The organism is Candidatus Avelusimicrobium luingense (assembly GCF_902757105.1).
In the GTDB taxonomy this organism is placed as follows: domain Bacteria; phylum Elusimicrobiota; class Elusimicrobia; order Elusimicrobiales; family Elusimicrobiaceae; genus Avelusimicrobium; species Avelusimicrobium luingense.
In genome coordinates this window covers 64,108-86,299 of sequence record NZ_CACVTK010000003.1, presented here as the reverse complement: position 1 = coordinate 86,299, position 22,192 = coordinate 64,108, and the positions used below count along the sequence as shown (strand labels likewise).

The window sequence follows — 22,192 nt, the reverse complement described above, 5'->3', positions numbered from 1 at the left end:
GCACCGCAAGTACGCAAGCGAAAGTCGGCTTTAGATTGGCTAAATTTGAAAACCGATACTTTGCAATTTTAGCCAAGAAAAAACCCACCTGAAAAGGTGGGTTTTTCGTCACGCAAAAGAGATATTATTTGTTGCTTACAAATACCCCGGGGCCCATGGTGGAACTCATCGAGATACTTTTCACATACACCCCTTTAGAGGTGCTGGGTTTTACACGAATAATCGTGTCTATAACCGCTTTTGCATTTTCCGCCAATTTGGCTGCGTCAAACGACGCTTTACCAATGATGGCGTGTACGATACCGTACGCATCGGCTTTGAACTCAATGCGGCCGGCTTTTAAGGCTTTAATCGTGTTAGCCAAGTCAAACGTAACCGTTCCGCTTTTCGGGTTTGGCATTAAACCGCGCGGCCCCAAAATTTTGGCGGCTTTGGCGAGGTCTTTCATCGTATCGGGCGTAGCCACGAGTACATCAAAGTCAATTTTGCCTTTGATAACTTCTTCTACGATGTCTTCGGCTCCAACGCGGTCAGCCCCGGCTTTTTGCGCTTCTTGAGCGTGTTCGCCTTTGGCAATGACAGCGATACGTTTGGTTTTACCCGTACCATGCGGCAAGGCTACCGTCGTGCGGACTTGTTGGTCGGCTTTTTTGGTATCAATGCCCAATTTGACGTGTAATTCTACCGTTTCGTCAAATTTCGCTTTCGCGTTATTTTTTACGATTTCGGCAGCTTGTTCCAACGTATACGTTTTGCTTTTATCGTACGCTTTTACAGCGGCTTGCATTCTTTTTCCCATCTATAAACTCCTTAGGTTCAAACGGGCTTACGCCCTCCCTGACTTAAATTTTATTTGACTACATCAACGCCCATGCTGCGGCAGGTACCTTTTACCATTTCCGCGGCGGCTTTTACGTCTTTCGTGTTCAAATCGGGCAGTTTTTGAGCCGCGATTTTTTCACATTGGGCTTGTGTAATCTTGCCGACTTTATCTTTGTGCGGAGTGCCCGAGCCTTTGGCTAGTTTCAACTCCTTGATAATCAGCGTGGCCATAGGCGGCATCTTGGTAATAAAGGTGAAAGAGCGGTCTTCAAAAACAGTAATGATGACCGGGATCTTAATCCCTTTTTCCATTTTCGCCGTCTTGGCGTTGAATTGTTTGCAAAATTCCATGATGTTCACACCATGTTGACCCAAAGCCGGACCAACTGGCGGGGCCGGGTTAGCGGCACCGGCAGGAATCTGCAATTTGATGTATCCTTTAATTTTTTTCTCTTTTGCCATTTTATTGTTACTCCATTTTTACTGCAATACTGCGGTAAAATCTAGTTCTTTTCTACTTGTAAGAAGTCCACTTCTACCGGGGTGGCGCGGTCAAACACCGTTACCATCACTTTGAGTTTGTTCTTTTGTTCGTTGACTTCTTCTACGGTACCCACGAAATGTTTGAAGGGTCCTTCGGTGATGCGGACACTTTCGCCGCGTTCAAATTCCACCAAGCGTTTAGGTTTACCGGACGGATTTTCGGTAAGTTCCAAAATACCGACAATTTCTTCTTGCGGCAGAGGAACCGGGTGAGGGTCACCTAAAAATCCGGTAGCACCTGTAATAGATTTGATAAACCAATAGGTTTCGCTGGTCATAATCATTTCTACCAGCACATAACCGGGGAAAAATTTCCGTTTCCGTCTGATTTGTTTATTTTGTTTAACTTCTACTACTTCTTCCGTAGGAACTAATACGTTAAACACACGGTCAGAAAACCCGCGCATTTCCGTACTGATTTTAATGCGTTCGCAAACTTTATCTTCGTACCCGGTTTGGGTATGCACGACGTACCATGCTCTTTCTTCAGCCATTAGTGCCCCCCAACGACTTTACCCAATAGACCCGTTAAGCCCCAATCAATTACACTTACATATACCGCCACAATCGCAACTACGATTGCAACCAGAATAGTAGATTGGATGACTTCCTGTCTGGAAAGCCATGTGGATTTTTTGAGTTCGCCTATGGATTGCTTCACAAAATCTATTGCTTTGTTCATAGAATTTTATCCTTACTAAAACATGGCAGGGGCGGAAGGACTCGAACCTTCAGTCCCGGTTTTGGAGACCGGTGGTTTACCAGTTAACCGACACCCCCCCAAAAAAATTTTACGAAGCCTTTCCTTCTTTATGGACAGTGCTCTTTCCGCATTTTTTGCAGAACTTGTTCACTTCCAATTTATATTCTTTCTTTTTACCGCGCACTTGATAATAGTTTTTGTTTTTGCATTGTGTGCAAATCAGCGCGATTGCAATTCTTTCACTTGCCATCTTTATTATCCTTAATTAACGTAGCGCATTCTTGCGCTCAAAAAAGGGTTAGTTCGCAGAAAAAAAGTTCTCTGTGGGGGCGCGTTATGCGCCCCCACCAAGCGAACTAAACAATCTTTATTTACTACTCAATAATTTTGGTTACTACACCAGCACCTACGGTGTGGCCGCCTTCGCGGATAGCGAAGCGCAAGCCTTCTTCCATGGCTACCGGGGTAATAAGTTTTACTTCAATTTCCGCATTGTCACCGGGCATGATCATTTCTTGTTTGAAAGAAAGTTCACCGGTTACGTCCGTGGTGCGGAGGTAGAATTGCGGTTTATAACCCGGGGTTAACGGGGTATGGCGGCCGCCTTCTTCTTTTTTCAAGATGTACACTTGACCGATAAAGTGTTTGTGCGGGTTAACCGTTTTCGGAGCAGCCAAAACTTGACCGCGTTCTACTTGGTTCTTTTCAATACCGCGTAACAAGATACCGACGTTATCACCGGCGATACCTTCGTCCAACAATTTGCGGAACATTTCGATACCGGTGGCAACCGTGTTCAGGGTGTCGCGGAAACCAATGATTTCGAGCGGATCACCTACGTGCACCTTACCGCGTTCAATACGACCGGTGGCTACCGTACCGCGGCCGGTAATAGAGAATACGTCTTCTACGGCCATCAAGAACGGTTTATCGGTTTCGCGTTTGGGTTCGGGGATCCAAGAATCTAACGCGTCCATCAAGCGGTGAATGCTGGGTTCGCCGAGTTCGCCTTGATCGCCTTCGATGGCTTTCAACGCGGAACCGCGGATGATCGGCGTGTTATCGCGATCAAAATCATATTTACCCAAGAGTTCGCGGACGTCTTCTTCTACGAGATCCAACATGTCTTTATCGTCAACTAAATCGGATTTGTTCAAGAATACGACGAGTTTCGGTACGTTGACCTGTTTGGCCAAAAGTACGTGTTCGCGGGTTTGCGGCATCGGGCCGTCTTCGGCGGACACTACCAAGATAGCACCGTCCATCTGCGCGGCACCGGTGATCATATTTTTAATGTAGTCAGCGTGGCCGGGGCAGTCGATGTGTGCATAGTGGCGTTTGTCAGTTTCGTATTCTACGTGAGATACGGCTACGGTTACGATTTTAGAAGCGTCACGAACGACACCGCCTTTGGCGATATCGGTGTAAGCCATAGCTTTGGCTTTACCTTCTTTGGCTAATACTTTCGTAATAGCAGTGGTAAGAGTGGTCTTACCGTGGTCTACGTGACCAATCGTACCGACGTTTACGTGCGGTTTGCTGCGGGAAAATTTTTCCTTTGCCATTTTGTTTAGTTCTCCTGTTTTAATATAACTTCTCTTAAAATAGCTGGGAGTGGGAATCGAACCCACGACCTTCTCCTTACCATGGAGATGCTCTACCGACTGAGCTACCCCAGCACTCTACTACCTTACTACTGTACTGCAAATCTGCTAAGCTGGGAGTGGGAATCGAACCCACGACCTTCTCCTTACCATGGAGATGCTCTACCGACTGAGCTACCCCAGCAGAAAATTGTCAAAGCGGGCGATGGGAATCGAACCCACGTCACAAGCTTGGAAGGCTAGTGTTCTACCATTGAACCACGCCCGCAAAAAACATCACTTTATTATATCAAAAAAACCACTCACAAGAAAAGATTTTTCGTCTGTTCTTGCCGTTAAAAACGGCCCCCTTCCCGGAGGCCTTTTATATATTATAGCATAGGACCGATTTTTTTGGCAAGAAAATTCTTCCTTAAAAAAACAACCCCGAAAATACCGCTCGGGGTCGTTTTAACCAAAACCATTCTGTTTATTACACTTTACGGCGTTTTACCTTCATGCGCGTAATGGCTTGTTTCAGTTCAATTTCGGCGAGTTCAAAATCAATGTCCGCATCTTTTTTGGAAAGGGCTTCTTTTGCTTTTTTGATTTTTTGGTTTTCGGCTTCTTCGTCAATCTCGTCGGCGAGGTCGGCTCCTTCGGCAAAGACGTTCACCACATCGTCTTCCACTTCCACAAACCCGCCCATGACGGCAAAATCAAAATCTTTACCGTCCTTTTTATAACGCAACGCTCCATAGGTCAGTTGGACAAGCGCCGGCACGTGTCCGGGCAAAATACCCATTTCCCCCAAAAAAGCAGGCAACACTACCATATCTACTTCCATATCGGTAAGCAGTTGCTTTTGGGGTGTCACGAGATTGAGTTTTAATTTCTTGGCCATATTACTCGCGGTCTTTTACTTCTTCATACTTGGCAAGCACATCTTCAATGCCGCCGCACATATAGAAACATGATTCGGGGATGTGGTCATATTCCCCTTCTACAATACCCTTGAATGCTTTTATCGTATCGGCTAATTTTACATACTTGCCGGGATGACCCGTAAATTGTTCCGCCACTGAGAACGGTTGCGACAAAAACTTTTGAATACGGCGCGCACGACCGACGGTTTTTTTGTCTTCGTCGGAAAGTTCGTCCATACCCAAAATCGCAATAATATCTTGTAAATCTTTGTATTTCTGCAAGATTTGGCGTACCCGTTGGGACACATTATAATGTTCTTCGCCCAAAATGCGCGGGTCTAAAATGCGAGAGGAAGATTCCAACGGATCTACCGCCGGATAAATACCCAAACTGGCAATTTGGCGCGATAATACCGACGTAGAGTCCAAGTGCGTAAATGTCGCCGCCACGCCGGGATCGGTTAAATCATCCGCCGGAACGTAAACGGCTTGAATAGAAGTAATAGCGCCTTTTTTGGTAGAAGTGATACGTTCTTGCAAACCGCCGATTTCCGTATTTAAGGTCGGCTGATAACCGACGGCGGAAGGCATGCGCCCCAAAAGAGCAGATACTTCGGAGTTAGCAAGCACAAAGCGGAAAATGTTATCCAAAAATAACAAGACGTCTTGCCCTTTGACATCGCGGAAATACTCTGCTTGTGTCAAAGCCGTAAGCGCCACTTTGGCACGCGCTCCGGGCGGTTCGTTCATTTGTCCGTACACGAGCACTGTTTTATCTAATACACTGCTACCGTCGGACAATTTGGATTCGCTCATTTCCAACATCAAATCGTTTCCTTCGCGGCTGCGTTCCCCCACGCCGCCAAATACGGAACTGCCGTGGTGTTCGCGCGCCACGTTGTTAATAAGTTCCATAATAAGAACGGTCTTACCAACGCCTGCGCCGCCGAAAAGGCCTACTTTTCCGCCTTTCATATACGGGGCAATTAAATCAATAACTTTAATACCCGTTTCAAAAATTTCCGGGGTCGGGTTTTGGTCTTCTAAAGACGGTGCCGCACGGTGAATGGGCAGTTTCATCTCCGCCTCAATTTCGCCTTTGTGATCTTGCGGTTGGCCCAGCACATTTAGCAAACGTCCTAAACATTTTTCGCCCACCGGCACTTTCAAAGAGGCACCCGTATCTATGGCTTTTGCACCGCGTTGTAAGCCGTCGGTACTTTCCAACGATACACAACGCACAATTCCGTCGCCGACTTGTTGGGCGACTTCGGCGGTAATTTTGCGTCCGCCTTCCATTTCAATTTCAATCGCGTTTTCAATGGCCGGCAAATTTTCTTGCGAAAATTGCACGTCCACCGCCGCGCCGATTACTTGAATCACTTTTCCCGTATTCATAATTCCCCGTTAATTGGTTAGGGCTTCTGCCCCGTTGACAATATCCAAAATTTCGTTGGTAATACCGGCTTGACGCACCTTGTTAAGCGTTAAACCTAACGCGGCGGCAATTTCGCCTGCGTTTTTACTGGCCGCGTCCATCGCGTTGGTCGTAGCCGCCAAATTGGCCGCTTGCGATTCCAATAGCACGCGATACATATTGGCTTTGATTAAGCGCGGTACCATTAACTTAAAAATTTCCAACAGGCCCGGCTCAAATTCAAATTTCTTGGCGGAAATGTTATCTTTTTTAGCATGTTGTGCAAACGGTAAAATTTCCTGCTCCAATAACGTTTGGCTGGCCAACGACTTAAAATCGTTGTAAATAAGCGTAACGTTTTTGAGTTTTTCTTCCAAAAATGTTTTGATGACCGCTTCGCCGAGTAATTCCGCATGGGCATAAGAAACCTTCGGAAAAATCCCTACACTTTCATACACAATATGCAGGTTCGGCATTTTTAAGCGCGCCAAGAAATCACGTCCTTTTTTCCCCACCGCAAACACAAAAATTTCATGGTCTTTGTGTTCTCTTAAAAACCGCATCGCCGCGCGCAAAATGACGGCATTAAACGAACCCGTGAGTCCTTTGTCGCCGGTGATAACTAACAAACCGATTTTGTTTGGGTCGGCGGTGCGGTTAATAAACATACGGCTTGCCCAACGTTCCGTACCGTCTTGCGGTTGTGGCAAGGCGAGCACATCGGGCGTAAAATCACTGACCATTTCCAACATTTTCGTCGCAAAGGGGCGGGCCGCAACCATAGCATCTTGCGCTTTACGAATGCGGGCGTTTGAAATCATTTTCATCGTCTGCATAATCTGCTGCGTAGATTTGATGGCCTTGATGTTTTGGCGAATGTCCCTAAGCGATTGCATAGTTTTTCCTGATTGATTTATTCGTGGCGGCCTTCCAAAATTGCCACGTAATCTTCAATACCTTTTTCAAGCGTATAGTCCGGCTCGTAGCCGAGTTTTTCTTTGGACTTTGTAATATCGGCTTGCGTTTTGAGTTGGAAGAACGGATACGGATTATCGATATATTCCGGTTCCAAATTTGTACCGAGTTCTTTATTCAAGCACGCAATAATGGCATTGTAATCGCGCGGTACGCCGGTTGCCGCGTTAAACACACCCGTTTCTTTACCGTTTTTGAGCGCACATAAATTGATTTTGACAATATCTTTTACGTACACAAAATCGCGTTGTTGTTCGCCGTATTTGAACACGCGCGGACGGTTGCCGGCTTTCATTTGGTTATACAATTGATAGACCATACTGGCCATTTTGCCTTTGTGATATTCACCCGGTCCATAGACGTTAAAATACCGAAGCCCGATAATTTTCATATCGTTATTATCTTCGGAAAATTGACGGGCGACGTTATCCATAATTACTTTGGAAAACCCATATACGTTTTCCGGATGAGTAGGTTGTGTTTCCACGTTAGGTACGGGGCCGTTGCCATACGTCGCGGCAGAAGAAGCATAAATGACTTTTTTAATTTCGTTATCGGCTGCGAAATTGAGCAGATTTTTGAACGCTTCCACGTTTTGTTCCATCATGGCTTTTTGGTCCATGACCGTTGTATCCGTAATGGCCGCTTCGTGGAAAATAGCATCAAAATACATATCGTGCGGTACGCTTTGGAACAAATCGCAGGTAATGACATCTCCCTTAAAACCGATCAAGTTTTTGAAGTGTCCGTTTTTGGAAAAATCATCTAAAACGGTAACTTCATGCCCTTCGGCTTCCAAGGCTTTGGCGATATTACTGCCGACAAATCCCGCACCGCCGGTAACTAAGTATTTTTTCTTTGATTTTGTTTCCATTTTTTTCTTCTCCTATTTTCCGGCGTGAAACACCGTTTTGAAATTTTCTAATAACCCTGTAATTTTTTGTTCTACTTCTTCTGTTAATTCATTGGCCGCGCCTAATGTATTTAATACATCAGCCGCATTGGCTTTAGCAAATGCTAAAAGTTGTTTTTCATACGCCGACACATCCGCAACGGCTATTTCATCCAAATACCCGTGTGTGCCTGCATACAACACAAGCACTTCTTCCGCTACCGTTAGCGGAGCGTATTGGTTTTGTTTAAGCAGTTCGGTCATACGTTGCCCGCGGGCAATTTGACGTTGCGATTCCTTATCCAGTTCGGAGCCGAATTGTGCAAACCCGGCCAGTTCCTGATACTGCGACAAATCAATACGCAACGTTCCCGCTACTTTGCGCATGGTTTTGCGTTGGGCACTTCCCCCCACGCGCGACACGGATAACCCGACGTTTACCGCCGGTTTAATACCACTTAAAAAGAGGTTGCTTTCCAAATAGATTTGTCCGTCGGTAATGGAAATGACGTTGGTAGGAATATAGGCCGAAACGTCGTTGGCTTGCGTTTCAATAATCGGCAAAGCCGTGATAGAACCGCCGCCATTTTCGTTAGATAATTTGCAAGCACGTTCCAACAAACGAGAATGCAAATAAAACACGTCACCGGGGTAGGCTTCACGTCCCGGCGGGCGACGCAACAAAAGCGACATCTGGCGGTAGGCTTGGGCATGTTTAGACAAATCATCATACACAATCAGCACGTCTTTGCCTTGCCACATAAAATACTCGGCAATCGCACATCCGGCATACGGCGCAATATAGAGTAACGAAGCGGGATCGGACGCCGTAGCCGATACGACCACCGTATAATCCATCGCACCGAAATCGGTTAATGTTTTAACGACTTGCGCTACCGTACTTTGTTTTTGTCCGATAGCCACATAAATACAAATACAACGTTCGTTATCCGGAATGTTTTTTTGGTTAATAATAGCATCTACGGCAATAGCAGTCTTACCGGTTTGGCGGTCACCGATGATAAGTTCGCGTTGGCCTTTTCCGATCGGCACCATAGCGTCAATGGCTTTAATGCCCGTTTGCAACGGTTGTTTAACAGGTTGGCGGTCAATAATACCGGGAGCCACGATATCAAGCGGCATATTTTTATCGGTTTTGATTTCGCCTTTTCCGTCCAGCGGTAATCCGAGTGGGTTGACCACGCGCCCGACAACACCTGCCCCTACGGGAATGCTGATAACTTCTCCGGTACGTTTGACAATGTCGCCTTCTTTGACTTGGGTATCGGCCCCCATCAACACACAGCCGACGTTGTCATATTCCAAATTCATCGCCATCCCTTTTACACCGTTACCGAAATCTACGAGTTCGGAGGCTTTGACGTTACTTAACCCATGCACGCGCGCGATACCGTCACCAACTTGGATAACGCGGCCGATTTCACTCACATCTACCGACGTGTCAAAATGGGCTATTTTTTCTTTAATAATTGTTGTAATTTCTTCCGGTCTGATTGCCATATTTATTCCGTTATTTTGTTAATTCTTCTTGCAAGCGGTCTAACTGTCCTTGCAAACTGCCGTCTAAAAGTTCTCCGTTGCATGTTATTTTTAAGCCGCCTAAAATATTTTTATCCGTCTTAAAAACGGCTTTTACGGTTTTACCGTAACGCGCTTGAAGGGTTTTTTGTGTCTGCTGTTTTTCTGTGTCAGACAAAGGCTCCGCCGATACCACTTGCGCACGTAAAATTCCTTGCCGTTCATCAGCCAATGCCGCTACTTCTTCTACAATTTGCGGTAACAAATCGTAACGTTTGGCTTCTAAAAGCACTTGCACAAACGAGGCTATTTGCGGCACACTCGCCAAGGCTTGGCTAACGGCCTGTTTCTTTTGTTCCAGCGTAATTTCCGGCGCGGTAAAAAAGGCTTTTGCCTGTGCTAACGCTTGCGCCGCGCTGGACAATTCTTCCGCACGCAAAACGGCTTGGTCCGGTGAAGAACTGATTTTATCAAACGCGGCGGCGTAACGTTGTGCCGCTATACGCTGGGAACTGTTCATATTACTTTTGTTTTATCTCGTTTAATACGCGATCTACCGCGGCTTGCGCGTGCGAAGCGTCTATATCTTCGCGCACCACTTGTTTTGCCGCCAACACGGCCGTACGAACGATTTCGTCTCGTACCTCGGCAAGGGCTTGATCTTTTTCTGCCGCAATTTGCTCACGCGCTTGGGCAAGCATACGTTCGGCTTCTTCTTTAGCCCCGGCGAGTAATTGCTCGCGTTGGGTTTGTCCCAAAGCAACGGCTTGTGCTATTTTTTGGGACGTTTCTTCGGACAAGCGGTTTAATTTTTCTTCCAATTCGGCTTTTATTTTTTCAGCATCGGCGCGTGCTTCTTGCGCTTGTTGCTTATCGCTCGCGATTTGCTGTTCGCGTTTTTCCAACGCGCCGATAATACCTTTCCACGCAAATCGTTTGAGCAGATACGCCAAGAGCAAAAAGTTGCAAATGGTAAGAATCATTACCCCGATATCGGGTTTTAACAAATCTTCCATATTTTTCGTCCGTGCAAACCTACATGACCATCGTTAATAAACAAATAACTAAGCCTAACATCGCGGCCCCTTCCAACAGAGCGGCAATAATAATCATCGTGGTGCGCAAATCACCACCGGCTTCCGGTTGGCGGGCGGTTCCTTCCAATGCAGCAGTACCGATTTTACCTAACCCGAAACCCGCACCGATAACCACTAAACCGGCACCCAGTCCGGCGGCAATGTACTTTAAGACGGCTAATTCCATAGTTTTCTCCTTGTTGGGCAATGCCCGTAAATTAAAAATTTGTTAATGCGTATGAATAACGGATCCGGCAAAAATAGCCGTTAACAACGAAAATACATACGCTTGTAAAAAAGCAACCAGCAACTCCAAACACGTCATAAAAATCTCTAATCCCATCGCGGGAAAAACCGACAACACACCGGCTGAAAATTTCATTTGCCCGACGATAAAAATAATCAAAAGCAAACATATCAGCACCATGTGCCCGGAAAGCATATTGGCAAATAAACGAATCGCCAACACGCACACTTTGATAACGGTACTAATTACTTCCAGCGGGAAAATAAGCGGCACTAGCCACATCGGCGTCCCCGACGGGACAAAACCTTTTATAAACCCGATAACACCATGGAATTTGAGTCCGCTATACAAGATAATTCCGCCCGAACATAACGCAAGCGCCGCCGTAACGGAAATGTTAGAAGTAGCGGTTTTTAAGCCGGGAATCATCCCCGCTAAATTGACGGATAAAATGAACAAGAAAAGCGTGCAGAAGTACGGCAAAAAACCTTTGCCTTCCGCACCCATATTAGGCAAAACAAGTCCGTCGCGGATAAATGAAACATATTCTTCCAGTAGCGTAGTTAACAAACGCCCCGCACGGCTGGTATGCGGACGGCTAATCCACGCTAACAAACAAAGCAATACAACGCTAACAGAAAAAATAATCACACTATGGGTAGTGATCGGAAGCGAAATGCCGCCCAGCGTGATTCCCCAGTTATGGTCTAAAATGTGATGTGCGATAGTATCGGCGACGTTCATTTTTGTTTCTCTTGCGTTTTAGTTTGGCGGGCCAATTCCTTCGCTCGGCGCCAAACGATATATATTCCCAGCCCAAATCCGCAAAATACGCCGGCAATTAACATCCAAGGGAGTGTTCCCCAGCGTTTATCCAACCAATATCCCACGCCGCAGCCTAACACTTCTGCCAAGGCAAATTCCATCCCCAGCGAAGAAATAGCAACGTGGTCTTGTTTGGAAAAATCGTTCAATGCCATATTGTCTGTACGCGCGCATGGGTGCGTATATAATTATATTATAAAAAATTTACCCGATTCGCATGATAAATCTTTACGGATTTTTGATTACCGGAGCACGCCCCCACAAATAACAAAACCCAAAACAGCAGTTTTGGGTTTTGCGCATCATAACAAGACGGTGATTATATTTGGAACGTGAAGATTTTACTTTCGTAGGGTTTTAACTCTAGCATCAACCCTTGCGCGCGCGCTTCGTCGGTAATCATCACTTTCGCACCGGAAAATTCTTCCGTTACCGTGCTGCCGCCCACGCCTTTTAACGGGATACGGCATTTGGCGGGAGCGTTGCTGTAATTGATGATAATAAATTTGCCGGTGTTCATTTGCTTCCATTGCCACGACAAAATATTCCCGCACGAGCCGTCGCCTTCGGGGCGAACGTCGCACAAGTTCCATTGTCCGCCATGGAAAGCGGGCGCGGAAGCAATGTTTAGGAGTTTGCGGTAATAGGCAAAAACGTCTTCGTCTTTTTCAAACCAATCTTGAATATATTGAATCGGCATACGGGCCGGACGTCCCAATAGTTGGAAAAATTGAAATAGCCGCGCACCGGGCAAGGTCGCAATAATAGCGCTGGCGGCCAACGATTTTTCACGTCCGAATGCTTTAAGCGATTCTTCTTCGTCGTGGTTAGAAGTAAAACGCATGGAACGCATCTGATACAAGTGTTCCGCGCCTAAATGGCCGCGAATATCTTGCGGGCTGGAAAAGCGCAAGCGGTCGTACAAAATTTTATCGTATGTATAATCAAAACCGAGTTCCTGAATTTCCCACTCTAATCCCCAATATACTTCGGCGATAAATGTAAATTCGGGATGTTCTTCGCGAATAGCATTTAAGGCCTCGCTCCAAAATTCTTCTTTGGGTAGCGTAGAGCCGATAAATTCCCACCAAATATCACGATGTACTTTATTGAGCGCAAGCATGGTCATATCGCAACGAACACCGTCGCATAATTGGGCCACACGACGCAAATTGTTAAGCATAAATTCGCGCGTTTTGGGATTAAAATAATTCAGTTGCGCCGTATCCGTCCACGGCGCGAAATACGGGTCGCGTCCATGAGCGATGAAAATGCCTTTTTGCGTTTTGAAAAACCAATCTTTATGATGGGCAGGTTCTGCCGTTCCGGTATTGATAAACAAATCGGGGTCTTCTTCAACCATCGGGCAATCTAACGCCATGTGGTTGCCGACAAAATCTAACAAAAGCGAAATTCCGCGCGCTTTGAGTTTGCCGCGAAAAATTTCCAAAGCGGCTTGTCCGCCCAGCGAATCATCTACTTCATACGCATAAACTGCATACGGAGAGGCTACAATATCTTGGGGAGAAAAATCGGGTTTAATCGCACGGACTTGGTTTTGCAAATCTTGGGAGGAGCGGGCAATTTCACACGCTTTGGGGCTTTGCTTCCAAACGCCCATCAACCAAACGGCATCAAAACCCATACTTTTTGCCGTCTCAAAAAATCGTTCCGGAATGTTGTCTAACGTAAATTTTTGACCGTATTTGGCTTCCAAGCGTTTTAGCCAAGCACGGGTGTGAATTTCCAAGATATGCGGATTGGTTCTCATAGAATCCCCCTTATCTTTTTATACTAATTTTTTGCCGGGGTTGTAAATAGATTTTGAAACAAAAAAGGAAATTATATCCTTGGAAACAACGAAACCCAAAACATAAAGTTTTGGGTTTCGTATATAACCAGAAGTTACTAACAGCCGTTATTCGGCTTGTTCTTCTTCCTCGTCGTCCTTAACAACCGGAGCGATACGAGCAATCTTATCGCCTTGTTCCATCTTCGCCAACGTTACACCTTGTGCGTTGCGCCCGACGGAGCGGATATCTCCGCAGCGTAAGCGAATGGTCATGCCTTTTTCGGTAATAATCATCAAGTCTTTCGTTTCATCAACAAGTTTAATACCGACGACTTTTCCGTTGCGCGCGGTCGTTTTGATGGTAATAACACCCATACCGCCGCGGTTTTGGCGTTTATATTCGCTAAATTCGGTGCGTTTGCCGAATCCGTTTTCACAGACGGATAACACATCCGGTTGTTCGCCGCCGTCGTTCGGCGCGTGTTCCATACCGACAACGACGTCATCTTCGCCTAAGTTAATGGCGCGTACACCGTGTGCCGGGCGGCCCATGGCGCGGACTTGGTTTTCGTCAAAGCGGATGGATTTACCGTTTCTCGTAGCCACCAAAATATCCGACTTGCCATGCGTAAGTTGCACGCCGACAAGCACGTCGCCTTCGTCCAACCCGATCGCAATAATACCGGTGCGGCGCAGGTGCGCAAATTCGCCCAGTTCCACACGTTTAATGCTACCCAAGCGGGTGCACATGGTTAAGTAGGTATTTTCGCAATTTTTCGGGTCAAAATCTTCAATAGCAATAGCAGATGTGACCTTTTCTTCGCCCGTAATTTGCAGCAAGTTCACGAGGGCTTTTCCTTTGGACATACGGTTGCCTTCCGGAATTTCAAAGGCCCGCAGCGAGAATACGCGCCCGCGGCTGGTGAACATCAAAATCGTAGCGTGAGACGACGTAATGAACAGGTGTTCCATAAAGTCCTCTTCTTTCGTCTTGCTGCCGATAATACCTTTGCCGCCGCGATTCTGGCTCTTGTAGGTGGAAAGCGGGATACGTTTGGCGTAACCGTCATTGGAAATGGTGATGACGACATCTTCTTTTTCAATGAGGTCTTCCATAGAGAAGTCCGTCATGTCCGGGCCGATTTCGGTGCGGCGCGGATCGCCGTAGTTTTTCTTTAAGTCCGTCAGTTCATCTACAATAATGTCTAATACTTTTTGCGGATTGTTCAAAATATATTTGAGATCCTCAATCAGTTTTAATAAGTCTTTACGTTCTTGCTCAATTGCAAGCGCGGACAGTTGCGTTAACTGGTGTAAGCGCATATCCAAAATGGCTTGTGCTTGCACTTCCGTTAGCGTAAAGCGTTTCATCAAAGTAAATTTGGCTTCCGTCGGGTCTTTAGCGTTGCGGATAATGGCAACTACTTCATCCATATTCGCAATAGCAATTAACAACCCGTTCAAAATATGTTCGCGTTTTTGCGCTTTGTTTAAGTCAAATTTGGTGCGGTTCGTAACAATTTCTTTGCGGTGTTTGACGTACGCTTTCATCACTTCTTTAAGCGACAATACGCGCGGGCGTCCGTCCACAATCGCCAGCATATTGACCGGGAATGACGTTTGCAATTGCGTATGCTTAAATAAGTGATTAAGTACGACCTGCGCATTTCCGTCGCGTTTGATTTCAATGACCAGGCGCATACCGCGTCTGTCCGACTCGTCGCGGATATCGGAAATATCGGTGATTTTTTTATCGCGCACAAGCCCCACAATGCTTTCAATCAGCGAGGTTTTGTTGACTTGATACGGAATAGCCGTTACGATAATGGCTTCACGTCCGTTTTTGCGTTCTTCAATTTCCGTGGTGGCTTGTACTTTAACACTTCCGTGGCCTGTTTCAAAATACTCGTAAATACCTTTCGTACCGCGGATGATAGCACCCGTAGGGAAATCGGGCCCTTTCACAATCTTCATCATTTCTTTAACGGTAATGTTCGGGTTTTTAATGTACGCGATAATACCATCGCAAACTTCGCTTAAGTTGTGCGTGGGAATGTTGGTCGCCATACCGACGGCGATACCGGCTGAACCGTTAACAAGTAGCGCCGGAAGTTTAGCCGGCAAGACGGACGGTTCTAATAAAGAGCCGTCGTAGTTGGGAATCATTTTGACGGTATCTTTATCCAAATCGCCGAGCATTTCTTCGGAAATTTTTTGCAAGCGGCATTCGGTATAACGCATGGCGGCGGCAGAGTCACCGTCAATAGAACCGAAGTTTCCTTGACCGTCAATTAAAGGTTTGCGTAAAGAGAAATCTTGCACCATACGCACGAGCGTATCATATACGGCCGTGTCTCCGTGCGGGTGGTATTTACCGAGTACATCCCCCACCACACGGGCGGATTTCTTGTAGGCTTTGTTATATTTTAAGCCCATTTCGTTCATGGAATATAATACGCGGCGGTGTACCGGCTTAAGACCGTCACGCACGTCGGGTAACGCACGCCCGACAATTACGCTCATCGCATAGTCAATATAATACGAACGCATTTCGTTAGCGATATCGCGTTGTTGAATATTGCCAAACAAGTCCACATTTACATTCACATTCTGGGCTTGCGGCTGGTTGGTATTTTCTTCACTCATGTTAAAAATCTCCTGTTACGGACAAATCATCTTGCGGCGCGGCTATATACCGCGCCACAACGGTTAAATATCTAAGTTTTTGACCTCTAACGCGTGCGTTTGAATAAAATCACGCCGCGGTTCTACACGGTCTCCCATCAACATCGTGAACGCTTGTTCCGTATCGGCAGCGTCGTTGATTTTGACTTGGATGAGTTTGCGTTTGGCCGGGTCCATAGTGGTTTCCCAGAGTTGTTCGGGGTTCATTTCTCCTAACCCTTTGTAGCGTTGGATAGACGCACCCGATGAGGCCGCTTCTTTGACCGCATGTAAGAGTTCGGCTAAACTGTACACCAGCACATCACTCTTGCCGTTATTAACTTTAAACAGCGGATTTACGCGGTCTTTTTCGTTTTCAATAAGCGGATATTGCGCAAACGTGAAATGATACGCTTCCAATTTCTTTTCGCACGCGAGCAACTTGCCAAATTCAAACAAACTTTGGTGTTCCGGTACTAACGCTTCGTCGGTCATCGTGGCGACATCCACTCCGTCCGCCGCGAGTTCTTCGCGTTTTTCCTGAATATATTGATTTTCGTAATCGCGATATTCTTGTTCCGTATAGAAATAACGGAAACCGCCGCTTTGTAAGGGGATACGATAAAGCGGCACGCGGCCTTCGGCTAAGAACGCCATGAAATCTTTAAGCGTAATGTTTTTAACTTCCAATTTCAAGAGCATGTCTTCCACATCACGCAAGATTTTTAATAAATCGCGCAGGTCGTCGTGTTTCATCTCGGCATTTTTCTGCATATCCGTTACGGTTACCGTGGCCAACCCTTCTTTCATGAGCCACTGTTGCATTTGGTCTTCCGTCTGTAAATATTGCTCCACTTTGCCTTTTTTGACTTTGTAAAGCGGCGGTTGGGCCAAATAGACGTGTCCCGCGTCAATGAGCGGTTTTAATTGACGGTAGAAGAACGTAAGTAATAACGTGGAAATATGTTGTCCGTCCACATCGGCATCAGCCATCAAAATAATTTTGCCGTAGCGTAATTTGGAAATATCAAATCCGCCTTCGCCTTCACCCACGCCGGTACCGACGGCAGAAATTAAATCGCGTACAGTATCACTGGATAAAATTTTAACAAGCGGGGCTTTTTCTACGTTTAAGATTTTACCGCGAAGCGGCAAAATAGCCTGAAATACGCGGTCGCGCCCTTGTTTGGCTGAACCGCCGGCGGAGTCCCCTTCCACGAGGAATAATTCGCATTTGGCGCTATCGCGTTCTTGACAATCGGCCAGTTTACCCGGCAAACTGCCGCCTTCTAATGCCCCTTTGCGGCGGGTTAAATCACGCGCTTTGCGTGCTGCTTCACGCGCGACGGCTGCGCCAACGCATTTTTCACAAATGGCACGTGCCGTTTTCGGGTTTTCTTCAAAGAAAGTGGCTAACGTTTCCCCCACGACCGAGCGAACAATACCTTCTACTTCGGAGTTACCGAGTTTAGTTTTTGTCTGCCCTTCAAATTGCGGGTGCGGAATCTTAACGGATAAAACAGCCGTTAAGCCTTCTTTAATATCATCACCGCCGACGGAAATATCTTTATGTTTGGAGATGTTATTATTTTTAATATATTCGTTAATAATACGCGTAAGCGAACTGCGAAAACCGCTTAAGTGCGTACCGCCTTCTACGGTATGAATGTTATTGACGAAAGAAAAGACGTTTTCGGAATAACTTTCGTTGTATTGAATAGCAAACGAAATATAATTATCCCCCACCTCTTTGGTTAAATAAATCGGTTCGGGGTTTAAGACGGTTTTGTTAGCGTTTAAGAATTTAACAAATTGGGAAATACCGCCTTCGTAAAAGAATGTAACAGTTTGATTTTCGTCTTTGCGTTCATCGGTATAAATAATTTTTACACCCGCGTTTAAGAACGCCAGTTCGCGCAAACGGTTACCGATAACTTCGTAGGAAAATGCGAGTTCGCCGAAGATTTCTTTATCGGCATGGAACGTTACTTTCGTACCGTGTTCGTTAGTATCGCCGATAATTTTAACTTTTTCTTCCGGCTTACCGCGGTGATAGCGTTGGAAGTGAATATGACCGTCGCGGCGGACTTCTACGTCCATGGTTTCGGACAGCGCGTTTACGCACGATACACCTACCCCGTGCAATCCGCCGGAAACCTTATATGCACCGCTATCAAATTTACCACCGGCGTGTAATACCGTCATCACAACTTCTAAGGCTGATTTAGAGCGTAATTTAGCGTCTTTGGCGTTCTTCATCAAGTCCACCGGAATACCACGTCCGTCGTCTTGAATAGAACACGTCATATCGTCTTTAATGGTAACGGTAATAGTAGTAGCACCACCCGCTAAAATTTCGTCCACAGAGTTATCTACCACTTCATATACAAGGTGATGTAACCCCGGCAAACCCGTTGAACCAATATACATGGCCGGACGTTTGCGTACTGCCTCTAAACCTTCTAAAACTGTAATTTTAGAAGAATCATAATCCTTCTCTTTTTCTTCTTCAGTCATGTAAAACTCCTTAATAAAATTACAAAAATCTAGTAAATTTCAATACGTTTAATCCATGGTGTTTCAAAATGTTTATTCAGTTCTTTTATTAACTGTTCCCGACGGGCAATTAATTCATTTTTCGCCACAGCAACGCGAACTTTTACATATATCGTATCGCGTTGTACTGCATGGAGTACCCAAAATTTACCTTTATTTCCTACTAATTGTGTCCACACATGATCTAAAATCATCAATTTGTTTAGCCGGCTGTTTAACCGATTAAACTTACTATTTAATACAGAACTTGGACACCAAACCGGACGCGGTTTTTCCCCAAATTTCATTAGGACCGCACCGGCATAATTACATACTTAAATTTATTATCTCCCACCGGTTCAATCAGTGCCGGCTGAGATGAATTTACAAACGAAAATGAAACTTTATCCGAACCGATATTTTTAAGAACATCTAAAATAGATTGCGGAATAAAAGCCACTTCAAATTCTTCACCGGTATATTCTACGGAAATTTCATCGGTAAATTGCATATTTTGTGCGTTAGAAGTAACCGTTAAAGTATTATTTTCTAACTTATATTTCACTACACTGCCAAACTCACCTGAGCATAACGCAGAACGGCGGGTAGAGGCTTGTAATTCTTTAGAAAATACTTCAAATGTAATATTCTTTTTAGTAGGAATTACTTGGTTATAATTCGGGAAATTTCCGTCAATTAAACGGGAAAGGAAAGTAGTTTCTTTTAAAATAAAACTTACTTGTTTTTCCGATACATAGACGTTAATTTTATCATCTTTTCCCGGTTTAACTAACGAAATAAAACGGCATACTTCCGTTAAAATTTTCGTTGGAATAATAATTTTAAAAGGAGCCGAACCTGCTAACGCATTATGAGTGGCTAATGCTAAACGGCCACCGTCAGTAGCAACAACTTCTAATTTATCGGCGGTATTATTCCAAAGTAAACCATTTAAAATATACCGGGTTTCTTTAGTAGAGGCGGAAAAAGCCGTTTTCTCCACCATGTCTAAAAATTCAGCCGGATCTAATTCTACACTGTTTTCTCGTTGTACTTCGGGAATGCTGGGATATTCCGACTTAGGCATACCCATTACCCAAAATTTACTCTTACCGGATTTAATATGAACTTTATTATTTTCGTCTAATGTTAAATTGATTTCTTTATCATCCGGTAAATTTTTAATAATATCTGAAAATTCTTTCATCGGTACGGTAATGCTACCTTCTTCTACAATTTCAGCATTTACAAAATGGATAGTAGCCATTTCCATATCGGTACGTACCAATTTTAATTTTCCATCCGAAGTTTCCAGTAAGAAATTATGCAGTATAGGAAGCGTCGTGCGGGAAGAAGCCCCGGAAGAAATAACCTGAATTCCTTCTAATAGGGTGGCTTTAGTAATATTTATTTTCATATTTATATTCCTATTATTATGTCTTGTTTATAATGTGGATAGTGTGATTTCTCGTCTATCCTTTTTTTTATCCGGCTTGTGTATAACCTAACTTGTTTATACACAGTATGCACAACCGAAAATGTTATCCCCAATTATTTTGAGTTATCCACCAATTATTTATTTACTGTCAACAGTCTTAATATCCAAAATAATTTGGTTAATTGTTGCGGCGAAAAACGGATCTGTATCTATTTTTTCTTTAACTATATCGCGCGCGTGAACAATAGTACTATGGTCGCGGTTAAATTCGCGTCCGATTTCAGACAGAGATAAATCTGTTAAATCGGTTGTTAAAAACATGGCAATTTGCCGCGGCCACGCTACGGATTGGGTTTTGCGTTTGGAATTAAAATCTTCCATACGAATATTAAAATGTTTGCCGACTATTTTTTTAATCGCATTTACATTTATTGACTTATCTTTTCCAACTACTAACATATCGGATAGTAATTCTTTTGCAATCGGAATAGAGGGTGTAACACCGTTTAAGCCGCAATATGACATTAAACGGAATAAAGAGCCTTCCAATTCACGTACGCTGGTTTGGATGCCTTCGGCAATAAAAGCCAGAACATCATCACCAATATCAAAATTGATTGAGTCACGTTTTTGGCGTAAAATAGCGATACGGGTTTCTAAATTAGGGCGTTTAATTTCGGTAGTAATACCGGATAATAATCGCGAAGAAAGCCGTTCGTTCCACTCTAATTGTTGGGGTGTTCTATCGGATGATAAAACAATTTGTTTTCCACTTTCAAACAAGGCATTAAATGTATTAAAAAATTCTTCTATACATGCATCTTTACCGGACACGAATTGAATATCGTCCATTAAGAAACAATCTAATGTGCGGCATTTTTTACGGAAACTGTCTTGTACTTTATTTTGTAAAGATTCAATATATTCACTGACAAATTCTTCACCGGACATATAAAGTACTTTTGCTGACGGGTTATCTTTTGAAATTTGATTTCCTATTGCGTGTAATAAGTGTGTTTTTCCTAATCCCGGAGAAGAAAAAATGACAAGCGGATTATTTTCCCGCGAGCCGAGTTTTTTTGTCACAGCCTGGGCCGCTTTATATGCAAAACGGTTAGACGGTGATTCAATAAAATTTTCAAATGTATAAGACGAATTTAACCGCCCGGCAAACGGATTTACCGCAGCGGGTTGAACACGTACCGGTTGAGATTCAATAATAATATCTCTGACGGATTTTACCGGGGAAACCGGCGGTTGTGCAGCCACTTGATATATAACCGAAATAGCCACTCCGATATGTTTTAAGAATGCTTCTTTAATAGTATGTTCATATCGGTCACGTATGGTTTTTCCCCAAAATTCATTAGGCAATAATATAGTTAAGTTCGTCCCGTCAAACTCAACGGTTGCGGGGCGTAACCACATATCATAATCGTCTTTGCCGATAATCTGTTCTAAATCTTGAAAAACGGGTACTAATTGAGGGTACTTCTCTTTATTTTCCACAAAACTACCATCCTACTTATGAAATAGACTTATATATCTTACAACTTATTTTGATTATAGGTCAATATGGCAAAATGCGTGTAAATGCGTTAAATTTGCTTAAATTGGGGCGTTTTGTTAAAAGAGCGGGTTTGCATAAAATGATATTAAAATGGGAAGAAACTAATTTTAGGGGGAAAATGGTTTTTCTAACCATTTTTTAGCCTTGAGAAAAAAATAAGGGAACTTTATAATAAAAGGGTGGTTAGGTATCATTAAATATGATACACTTTTGACTATAACCAGTTTATTTTAGGGGGATTATATGACACAATTACACGATATTTATGTTTGTGAAGTTTGTAAAAACCGGGTGGAAGTGGTAAAAGGAGCCGCCGGAGAATTAGTTTGCTGCGGTCAACCGATGAAACACGCTGTACCCGGTACTTCCGACGGAGCCGTTGAAAAACACGTTCCGGTGATTGAAAAAATTGACGGAGGTTATAAAGTAAAAGTAGGTAGTGTGGAACATCCGTCTACGCAAGCCCATTATATTGAGTGGATTGAACTGATTTGTCCGTCGTGCGGAAAAATCCAGCGTAAACACTTAAACCCCGGTGATAAACCCGAAGCCGTTTTTTACACAAAGGCGGATAAAGTAATTGCACGTGAATATTGTAATTTACACGGACTTTGGCAAGCGGAAAATTAAGGAGTTTGAATAAGT

The 22,192-nt window shown here is 44.5% G+C and carries 23 protein-coding genes and 4 tRNA genes; 1 reads left to right on the top strand and 26 read right to left on the bottom strand.

Annotation, left to right across the window (positions count from 1 at the left end; all coding sequences use genetic code 11):
- Positions 1 to 124 precede the first annotated feature (124 nt).
- The 26 genes from rplA to dnaA form a co-directional block, all read right to left on the bottom strand.
- Positions 125 to 799: a 50S ribosomal protein L1 gene (gene rplA / locus ACQY3H_RS03745; protein ID WP_428075008.1), complete on the bottom strand. Its 675-nt coding sequence runs from the start codon at positions 797 to 799 to the stop codon at positions 125 to 127.
- A 50-nt stretch (positions 800 to 849) separates the two neighbouring features.
- Entirely contained in the window at positions 850 to 1,284 is a 435-nt protein-coding gene (gene rplK, locus ACQY3H_RS03740; RefSeq protein ID WP_428075006.1) for a 50S ribosomal protein L11, read from the bottom strand.
- A gap of 41 nt (positions 1,285 to 1,325) precedes the next feature.
- Positions 1,326 to 1,859 (bottom strand): transcription termination/antitermination protein NusG, encoded by a 534-nt coding sequence (nusG, locus tag ACQY3H_RS03735; protein WP_428075004.1) that lies wholly within the window; start codon positions 1,857 to 1,859, stop codon positions 1,326 to 1,328.
- Positions 1,859 to 2,026, bottom strand: a complete 168-nt coding sequence (gene secE / locus ACQY3H_RS03730; protein WP_428075002.1) for a preprotein translocase subunit SecE — start codon at positions 2,024 to 2,026, stop codon at positions 1,859 to 1,861. Before secE ends, nusG begins: the two co-directional genes overlap by 1 nt.
- Positions 2,027 to 2,070: 44 nt before the next feature.
- Positions 2,071 to 2,145: transfer RNA gene (locus ACQY3H_RS03725), tRNA-Trp, on the bottom strand.
- Positions 2,146 to 2,156: 11 nt separating this feature from the next.
- Complete coding sequence (rpmG, locus tag ACQY3H_RS03720; protein ID WP_428075000.1) at positions 2,157 to 2,318, bottom strand: 50S ribosomal protein L33; 162 nt, start codon at positions 2,316 to 2,318, stop codon at positions 2,157 to 2,159.
- A 124-nt stretch (positions 2,319 to 2,442) separates the two neighbouring features.
- Positions 2,443 to 3,633 carry an elongation factor Tu gene (gene tuf / locus ACQY3H_RS03715; RefSeq protein ID WP_428074998.1) on the bottom strand — a complete coding sequence of 397 codons (1,191 nt, stop codon included), beginning with the start codon at positions 3,631 to 3,633 and terminating at the stop codon, positions 2,443 to 2,445.
- Between the two features lie 41 nt (positions 3,634 to 3,674).
- Positions 3,675 to 3,747, bottom strand: a tRNA-Thr gene (locus ACQY3H_RS03710).
- Positions 3,748 to 3,783: 36 nt separating this feature from the next.
- Positions 3,784 to 3,856 (bottom strand) — tRNA-Thr (locus ACQY3H_RS03705).
- A gap of 13 nt (positions 3,857 to 3,869) precedes the next feature.
- Positions 3,870 to 3,940: transfer RNA gene (locus ACQY3H_RS03700), tRNA-Gly, on the bottom strand.
- 204 nt (positions 3,941 to 4,144) lie between these two features.
- Positions 4,145 to 4,555 carry an ATP synthase F1 subunit epsilon gene (atpC, locus tag ACQY3H_RS03695; RefSeq protein ID WP_428074996.1) on the bottom strand — a complete coding sequence of 137 codons (411 nt, stop codon included), beginning with the start codon at positions 4,553 to 4,555 and terminating at the stop codon, positions 4,145 to 4,147.
- A gap of 1 nt (position 4,556) precedes the next feature.
- Complete coding sequence (atpD, locus tag ACQY3H_RS03690) at positions 4,557 to 5,975, bottom strand: F0F1 ATP synthase subunit beta (RefSeq protein ID WP_428074994.1); 1,419 nt, start codon at positions 5,973 to 5,975, stop codon at positions 4,557 to 4,559.
- A 9-nt stretch (positions 5,976 to 5,984) separates the two neighbouring features.
- Positions 5,985 to 6,890 (bottom strand): ATP synthase F1 subunit gamma, encoded by a 906-nt coding sequence (gene atpG, locus ACQY3H_RS03685; protein ID WP_428074992.1) that lies wholly within the window; start codon positions 6,888 to 6,890, stop codon positions 5,985 to 5,987.
- A gap of 17 nt (positions 6,891 to 6,907) precedes the next feature.
- Positions 6,908 to 7,843: an ADP-glyceromanno-heptose 6-epimerase gene (gene rfaD, locus ACQY3H_RS03680; protein WP_428074990.1), complete on the bottom strand. Its 936-nt coding sequence runs from the start codon at positions 7,841 to 7,843 to the stop codon at positions 6,908 to 6,910.
- 12 nt (positions 7,844 to 7,855) lie between these two features.
- Positions 7,856 to 9,382 (bottom strand): F0F1 ATP synthase subunit alpha, encoded by a 1,527-nt coding sequence (gene atpA / locus ACQY3H_RS03675; RefSeq protein ID WP_428074988.1) that lies wholly within the window; start codon positions 9,380 to 9,382, stop codon positions 7,856 to 7,858.
- Positions 9,383 to 9,392: 10 nt separating this feature from the next.
- Positions 9,393 to 9,920: an ATP synthase F1 subunit delta gene (gene atpH, locus ACQY3H_RS03670; protein WP_428074986.1), complete on the bottom strand. Its 528-nt coding sequence runs from the start codon at positions 9,918 to 9,920 to the stop codon at positions 9,393 to 9,395.
- A gap of 1 nt (position 9,921) precedes the next feature.
- Complete coding sequence (gene atpF, locus ACQY3H_RS03665; RefSeq protein ID WP_428074984.1) at positions 9,922 to 10,416, bottom strand: F0F1 ATP synthase subunit B; 495 nt, start codon at positions 10,414 to 10,416, stop codon at positions 9,922 to 9,924.
- Positions 10,417 to 10,435: 19 nt separating this feature from the next.
- Entirely contained in the window at positions 10,436 to 10,663 is a 228-nt protein-coding gene (gene atpE / locus ACQY3H_RS03660) for an ATP synthase F0 subunit C (RefSeq protein ID WP_428074982.1), read from the bottom strand.
- A gap of 42 nt (positions 10,664 to 10,705) precedes the next feature.
- Positions 10,706 to 11,467, bottom strand: a complete 762-nt coding sequence (atpB, locus tag ACQY3H_RS03655; protein WP_428074980.1) for a F0F1 ATP synthase subunit A — start codon at positions 11,465 to 11,467, stop codon at positions 10,706 to 10,708.
- Positions 11,464 to 11,703: an AtpZ/AtpI family protein gene (locus ACQY3H_RS03650; protein ID WP_428074978.1), complete on the bottom strand. Its 240-nt coding sequence runs from the start codon at positions 11,701 to 11,703 to the stop codon at positions 11,464 to 11,466. Before ACQY3H_RS03650 ends, atpB begins: the two co-directional genes overlap by 4 nt.
- A 164-nt stretch (positions 11,704 to 11,867) precedes the next feature.
- The gene (locus ACQY3H_RS03645; protein WP_428074976.1) at positions 11,868 to 13,319 is read right to left on the bottom strand and encodes an alpha-amylase family glycosyl hydrolase; all 1,452 of its coding nucleotides are present in this window, start codon (positions 13,317 to 13,319) and stop codon (positions 11,868 to 11,870) included.
- A gap of 147 nt (positions 13,320 to 13,466) precedes the next feature.
- Positions 13,467 to 15,986: a DNA gyrase subunit A gene (gene gyrA / locus ACQY3H_RS03640; protein ID WP_428074974.1), complete on the bottom strand. Its 2,520-nt coding sequence runs from the start codon at positions 15,984 to 15,986 to the stop codon at positions 13,467 to 13,469.
- Between the two features lie 63 nt (positions 15,987 to 16,049).
- Complete coding sequence (gene gyrB, locus ACQY3H_RS03635; RefSeq protein ID WP_428074972.1) at positions 16,050 to 18,521, bottom strand: DNA topoisomerase (ATP-hydrolyzing) subunit B; 2,472 nt, start codon at positions 18,519 to 18,521, stop codon at positions 16,050 to 16,052.
- Between the two features lie 29 nt (positions 18,522 to 18,550).
- Positions 18,551 to 18,847, bottom strand: a complete 297-nt coding sequence (locus ACQY3H_RS03630; RefSeq protein ID WP_428074970.1) for a DciA family protein — start codon at positions 18,845 to 18,847, stop codon at positions 18,551 to 18,553.
- Complete coding sequence (gene dnaN, locus ACQY3H_RS03625; protein ID WP_428074968.1) at positions 18,847 to 19,956, bottom strand: DNA polymerase III subunit beta; 1,110 nt, start codon at positions 19,954 to 19,956, stop codon at positions 18,847 to 18,849. Before dnaN ends, ACQY3H_RS03630 begins: the two co-directional genes overlap by 1 nt.
- A 159-nt stretch (positions 19,957 to 20,115) precedes the next feature.
- Positions 20,116 to 21,486 (bottom strand): chromosomal replication initiator protein DnaA, encoded by a 1,371-nt coding sequence (gene dnaA, locus ACQY3H_RS03620; protein ID WP_428074966.1) that lies wholly within the window; start codon positions 21,484 to 21,486, stop codon positions 20,116 to 20,118.
- A gap of 304 nt (positions 21,487 to 21,790) precedes the next feature.
- On the opposite strand from dnaA, the gene ACQY3H_RS03615 reads away from it, so the two are divergent.
- Positions 21,791 to 22,177 (top strand): desulfoferrodoxin, encoded by a 387-nt coding sequence (locus tag ACQY3H_RS03615; RefSeq protein WP_428074964.1) that lies wholly within the window; start codon positions 21,791 to 21,793, stop codon positions 22,175 to 22,177.
- The last annotated feature ends 15 nt before the right edge of the window (positions 22,178 to 22,192 follow it).